This is a genomic window from Clostridium sp. CAG:221, assembly GCA_000435835.1.
GTDB lineage: Bacteria > Bacillota > Clostridia > Clostridiales > Clostridiaceae > Clostridium.
In genome coordinates this window covers 25,574-31,963 of record FR883348.1, presented here as the reverse complement: position 1 = coordinate 31,963, position 6,390 = coordinate 25,574, and the positions used below count along the sequence as shown (strand labels likewise).

The window sequence follows — 6,390 nt, the reverse complement described above, 5'->3', positions numbered from 1 at the left end:
CCACAACGGACTTTCACCGTCAAGTTGTTGCCCATGCTGGGCACACATATAAAAAAGAAGCTTCCTTAAGAAAGCTCCTTTTTCAACTCATCATTCATAATTCATTATTATCACAGCAGTGCTTTACTTGTTATATATCCCCCAAAGATAAATACTAAATTCCATATGGCTATACCAAAAGTAGAGTAAATTGTAAATTCAACTATATCTTCCTTAACAGTTCCAGAAATTAAAGAAACTATGGTTCGTACAACTGGTAAAAGCCTACAAATAAATACACCTTTACTGCCGAATCTTTTACTAAATCCAAAAGCTTTATCAATGGATTTTTTAGTCTTAGGAAACTTTCTCCTTATCCATTCTAGCAATGGATTTCCCACATAATATCCTACATAATATAGTGATATACTACCTAAGACACCAGCTAAAACAGATATTATAAACACACCAAAAAAGCTATATTTATTATTAGCAATAAGTACTCCTATGGCTGGAAGTATTACTCCTCCTGGTAATCCTGGAAGATTTAAATACTCTAGGTACACAATAAAAAATAAAAATATTATTCCATATTTTAATATATATTCAACAACTAAATTAACATTATTCACCATAAATTTACCTCGTAATCATTATTTAGATAAATATATTTATTTAATATATTTATTATATATTACATATCATCACTTTTTCTATTATACAGTAAATTTTTCTTTACAAATCAATGTATATTTTCTCATCTGTTAATTAAATTAATTGTTAAATAACCACTTAACATTAATGCTAAATTCCATATTCCAATACCAATTGATGAAAATATTAAAAACTCTATTAAGTTTTCTTTCACACTTCCACATACTAAAGATACCAGTGTTCGCACTCCTGGAATAAATCTGCATAAAAGTACACCCTTTTTACCATATTTATTACTATATATTAAAATTTTATCTATTGGCTCCTGAGTTTTAGGAAACTTCTGCTTTATCCAATTAATCATAGGATTTCCTATAAAATATCCCAAATAATATAATGTTATGCTTCCTAATAATGAAGCCACTAATGTTAGTATAAACATATATATAAAACTATATTCATACTTTGCTACCAAAACTCCAACTGCTGGCATTAAAATAGATGATGCTAACCCTGGAAAATTTAATTGTTCTAAAAATAAAAGCAAAAATATAACTGTTGTTCCATACTTTAATATATATTGAATTATTAGTTGATAATTATCCATATATCATTTCCTTCCATCATTATTATTTACTTATATCATAACTCTTGTGAAATATTATCTCATTATAATTTTAAGCATTTTTCTCAAAATTTACAAAGCCCATTGAAAACAATTATCATTTATTGCATTTTCCCTTTTTCTTTTTTAAATAAAGTAATATAATAACTATATATTCGATAATAAGGAGATAATAAAATGACTTTAAACAGAAATGATCACTGCTGGTGTGGCAGTAATAAAAAATATAAACAATGTCACTTACAATTTGATGAAAAAATAGCACACTATCAAAGAAATGGTGCTGAAGTTCCTCCTAGAGAAATTATAAAGACTCCAGCACAAATTGAAGGTATAAAAGCTAGTGCTAAAATAAATACTGGTGCTTTAGACCTAGTTGCTAAAAATATAAAAGCAGGAATGTCTACAGCTGAAATAGATAAACTTGTTCATGACTTTACTGTAGCTCAAGGAGCTATACCTGCTCCTTTAAATTATCAAGGTTTCCCAAAAAGCTGTTGTACATCAATAAATGATGAAATATGCCATGGAATTCCTAGTGAAGATGTAATTCTTAAAGAAGGAGATATAATAAATGTTGATGTTTCAACAATATTTAATGGCTACTTCTCAGATGCTTCAAGAATGTTCAAAATAGGTGCTGTACATCCTGAGCTTGATAAATTAGTTGATGTTGCTAAAGAATGTCTAGATTGCGGTTTAAAATCTGCTAAGCCATGGGGATTCATGGGTGATATTGCTGAAGCTGTTCAAAAACATGCTGAAGCAAATGGCTACTCTGTAGTTAGAGAATTTGGTGGACACGGAATAGGATTACAATTCCATGAAGATCCTTTTGTTGCTCATGTTGGTAAAGCAGGAACAGGAATGCTTCTAGTTCCAGGAATGACTTTTACCATTGAGCCAATGATAAATATGGGAGCTCCAGATTTATTTATCGATGCAGATAATGATTGGACTGCATTAACAGAAGATGGATACCCATCTGCTCAATGGGAATATACAGTATTAATAACTGAAGATGGTGCTGAAATATTAACTTACTAATTTATTCACTAAGTAAATATTTATAACACAAAAAATAAGTTGTAGATTATTTTAAATCTACAACTTATTTTTTATACTGCTTTTACTAAATCTCCATTTTTAACACTTACTGCTTTTATCACTCTACATATTGCATAGCCTAAAAATACCACTGAATACACTGCTATATTTAAAATATAACTACTATCCATGCTTATTTTAGGAACAAACATCAACATTACATGTACATATATCAGCATATAAAATACATATGCCAATCTTTGTAGCTTCTTCCATGAAGCAAATTTCATTTTCTTTCTAATTGTAATAAATGATGTAACCATTAAAGGAATCATTAGAGCTATTAATACTAATGTTATACATATGGCAATGAAATGCGTTGTGCTCATGCTTCCTGGTGATGTAAAAAGCATTGGGAAAAATATAATACCAAAATATATATTATGACTTAAAGTCAATATACAAGCTATGATAGACATTTCTCCTCTTATACTGAATAGTTTTTTCACCACTGGATTCTTTCTATTAAGGGCACCAATCCACATTACTATACTAAATAAAGCTGTAGATATAGTTCCTTGACTAAGTGGCTTCATTACATATTTGTTAATAACGTCTGGAATTTGTATATTTCCTGATAGTCTATAAACTAAGAAAAACACTGTAATTGCTGTAGCCACAAGATAAAACGGCACTGCATATTTCTTCATTGCTTTTCTAAATAAAAGTACAAAAGACACTGTGCCTATTAATGATAAAATAAATAACATATTACCCCTCCATTTTTCAATTGATAACTGTTATCATCTTATCTTTACATAATATATTTGTCAACATATTCCAAATATATTTAAAACACTTTCTAAATATAACTAAAACTCAATTTATTTTTCAATTTCTAAAAATGAATACTCTAAATTATTAATAAGAGGCACTTAAATCTCCAGGAGTAAAATTGCCTATTATTGCATTTACCATATTCTTATATTCTTCTTCCTTATCCATAGGATAAGTAATTATCATTGCATTAATTGATCCTGTTCCAATCTTCATGACATATTTATTTTGTGTACCATTTTCATCATAAGTTAAGATAAATCCATCATCTATATCTTCTGCTTGTGCCCCATCTACCATAAGACTATCCTTCATAGAATCTATGGTGTCACCATCTTCATTATTAAAGCCATATGCATAAATACAAAAATCTCCCTCTTCATTGGTTACAGCCATGCCTTCATCGTCTATGCCTTCATCTAACACAGATAATTCCTGTGGATATTTAATTTGAAAGCCATATTTCACATTATTATATACAATATACTTCAAGTTTATATCATTCTTTTCATCACTATGGGATTCATTGGTGTTATTATCTATTGAAGTATCTTCTTCATTCTTCTTTTGCACTTCTCCTTTATCATCAGTACTTGCCTGGCTATCACTAGTTACAGCTGTACTTACACTATCATCTTTTATTTCACCACTAGTCACCTTTGTTGTATCTTCAGTTACTGTATCTACTACCTTTGATTTTTTTTGACTATTGCTATCTTTGCCATTACTTTCACTACTTTTGCTACAACCTATAAGGATAGACATTGATAAAGCTATTATTAATAAAATTTTTATTTTTTTCATATCTAATCCACCTTTTATTTTTATTATTATAACTTCATTTTCATAAATACTTATAGTATTATTCAGAAAAATTATCCCTTTATTAAAAAGTATAATTTTTCCAAGTGTGTATAGTCAACTTTTATCTCATATAAATTAAAGATTAATTCCCATTTACTTTTATTTTTTTTTCTGATATAATATTGTTCCTTTGTATAATAATATATATATACTTATATTATTTTATACAAATTTTTTAAGTAGAAAGGTTTAGGTGAACTATATGATAAGTGATAGAGAGTTAATTGAAAAAGCATTTGAAGCTCAAAATTTCTGTTATACACCATACTCAAACTTTAATGTAGGTGCTGCACTACTTGGTACTAATGGAAAAGTTTATCAAGGATGTAATATTGAAAATGCTGCCTTTTCTCCAACAAACTGTGCTGAAAGAACTGCTTTCTTTAAAGCTGTTTCAGAAGGTCAACAAGACTTCTCAGCTATTGTTATTGTAGGAAACAAAGCTGATGTTAAAATGGGCGAAGGTGATTATTGCGCTCCATGTGGTGTGTGTAGACAGGTAATGGCTGAATTCTGTAACCCAGAAACTTTTAGAGTTATCTTAGCTAAAAGTCCTGATGATTACAAAGAATTCTTATTAAAAGAATTATTACCTTTAGGTTTCACTAGTAAAGATTTTAAATAATTCCAATAATATAATAAATTTTAAAAGATTAGTGTTGCAGCACTAATCTTTTTTAAAAACATATTATAGCAAGCTATTCTTAAAATTTCAATATTTTTATAGATTATTTTTTTCAGTTAATCTTAACATCTCGTCCACTTCACTCTCAGATATAAACCTATATTTTCCATATTCAATACCGTCTAATGTTATATTCATAATCCTCACTCTTTCAAGCCTTATTACATTATAACCAAAAACCTTGCTCATTCTTCTAATTTGCTTATTTAACCCTTGAGTTAAAATAATTCTAAAAGTATTGTTGTCCACTCTAAACACCTTACACGGCCTAGTTATTTGTCCACATATTTCAACTCCACTGGACATACCTTCAATAAATTTTTCATCAAAGTCCTTATCTAAAGTTACAATATATTCTTTTTCATGTTCATTTTCTGACTCTAAAATCTTATTGGCTAAAACTCCATCATTGGTCAAAATAATAAGCCCTTGAGATGGCTTATCTAATCTACCTACTGGAAATATATATTCTGGATAATTTACATACTCTATTATATTATCCTTCACCGTCTTTTCTGCTGTACAAGTTATTCCCACTGGTTTATTAAGAGCTATATATACTTTTTCTCTAGCAGCAACAGGCTGATCATCAATAAGAATTTCATCATCTTCTTCAACCCATTGACCTGGTATAGATAAAACACCATTAATCTTAATCCTTCCATCTTCTATATATCTTGCAGCTTCTTTTCTTGAACATATTCCTAAATTGCTTAATAATTTATTAATCCTCACCATATCACCTATTCTATCATTTGTATAATATCTAAATTATATCATACTATATATTTGATAAAAGCTCAGATGTCCCCTACATTTGAGCTAATTTTGTTTATAAGATTTTTAATCATTACTACATCATCTGTTATTATATTATCCACTCCTAAAGAAATAGCTCTCTTACCTTTCTCTTCATCATTTACTGTCCAAACAAATATCTGCTTACCAAATCCATGAACTCTTTGCACCACTTCTTTATTTAAACCTTCATACGCTATGGAAATAACATCAATTTCACCTACATTAAAATCATCTGTTAAACTTTTAGTAATATAGCCTATCTTTATATTACTGTCATAACTTATAACATCAAGTAATGCTCCATAATTACTTGATGTTATAATAACCTCTTCCTCCATGTTGTATTTTTCAATTAATTTTACTACAAGCTTAGATATTAACTCTTTATCATTATTCACCTTTAAATCAATATTTATTTTTGACTTTCCTCTTATAACCTTTAGTGCCTTTTCTAAGGTAACAATTTTATCATCTTTCCCTATAGATAAAATTCCTTTTCCATTAATATCCTTCAAAGTGCTTCCTGCAATACTAAAGCTTTCACCAGAACTTTTCATAAATACATCATCATGGCTTAACACAAGTTTATTATCCTTTGTCCTACGAACATCAATTTCTATATAATCTGCTTTTTCTTCAATGGCAATATTAATGGCTTCAATACTATTATCTCTTGCTTTTAATGAACTTCCCCTATGTGCTGTTATAGAAACTTTCCCATTTTCATAAATCTTTTCATCAGAAAGTATGTTATGTTCTAACAAATTATATGAAAAAATAAATATAAATACTATTATTAAATACCTAAAAGTTTTAACGTACACCTTATTACCTTCTTTAGTATATAAAAAAGATTTTAAGAAAACTCTTAAAATTCCCCTATATTATATATTATATA

8 protein-coding genes are annotated in these 6,390 nt (G+C 28.5%); 2 read left to right on the top strand and 6 right to left on the bottom strand.

Annotated elements, in window-relative coordinates; translation table 11 throughout:
* Positions 1-110 precede the first annotated feature (110 nt).
* Positions 111-614, bottom strand: a complete 504-nt coding sequence (locus Q5O44_RS00265; RefSeq protein WP_022166376.1) for a DedA family protein — start codon at positions 612-614, stop codon at positions 111-113.
* Positions 615-736: 122 nt separating this feature from the next.
* Complete coding sequence (locus Q5O44_RS00260) at positions 737-1,240, bottom strand: DedA family protein (RefSeq protein ID WP_022166375.1); 504 nt, start codon at positions 1,238-1,240, stop codon at positions 737-739.
* Positions 1,241-1,435: 195 nt separating this feature from the next.
* Between Q5O44_RS00260 and Q5O44_RS00255 the strand changes: the two genes are divergently transcribed.
* The gene (locus tag Q5O44_RS00255) at positions 1,436-2,305 is read left to right on the top strand and encodes a methionyl aminopeptidase (protein ID WP_022166374.1); all 870 of its coding nucleotides are present in this window, start codon (positions 1,436-1,438) and stop codon (positions 2,303-2,305) included.
* Between the two features lie 71 nt (positions 2,306-2,376).
* Here the strand turns inward: Q5O44_RS00255 and Q5O44_RS00250 are convergent, their stop codons facing one another.
* Entirely contained in the window at positions 2,377-3,075 is a 699-nt protein-coding gene (locus tag Q5O44_RS00250; RefSeq protein ID WP_022166373.1) for a ferric reductase-like transmembrane domain-containing protein, read from the bottom strand.
* A gap of 151 nt (positions 3,076-3,226) precedes the next feature.
* Entirely contained in the window at positions 3,227-3,946 is a 720-nt protein-coding gene (locus Q5O44_RS00245) for a serine/threonine protein kinase (RefSeq protein WP_022166372.1), read from the bottom strand.
* A gap of 262 nt (positions 3,947-4,208) precedes the next feature.
* Here Q5O44_RS00245 and Q5O44_RS00240 point away from each other — a divergent pair, with 262 nt between their 5' ends.
* The gene (locus Q5O44_RS00240; RefSeq protein WP_022166371.1) at positions 4,209-4,631 is read left to right on the top strand and encodes a cytidine deaminase; all 423 of its coding nucleotides are present in this window, start codon (positions 4,209-4,211) and stop codon (positions 4,629-4,631) included.
* A gap of 96 nt (positions 4,632-4,727) precedes the next feature.
* On the opposite strand, the gene Q5O44_RS00235 is transcribed toward Q5O44_RS00240, so the two are convergent.
* Together Q5O44_RS00235 and Q5O44_RS00230 are read right to left on the bottom strand one after the other, a co-directional pair.
* Entirely contained in the window at positions 4,728-5,426 is a 699-nt protein-coding gene (locus Q5O44_RS00235; protein ID WP_022166370.1) for a pseudouridine synthase, read from the bottom strand.
* Between the two features lie 65 nt (positions 5,427-5,491).
* Positions 5,492-6,316 (bottom strand): glycerophosphodiester phosphodiesterase family protein, encoded by an 825-nt coding sequence (locus Q5O44_RS00230; protein WP_022166369.1) that lies wholly within the window; start codon positions 6,314-6,316, stop codon positions 5,492-5,494.
* Between the last annotated feature and the right edge of the window lie 74 nt (positions 6,317-6,390).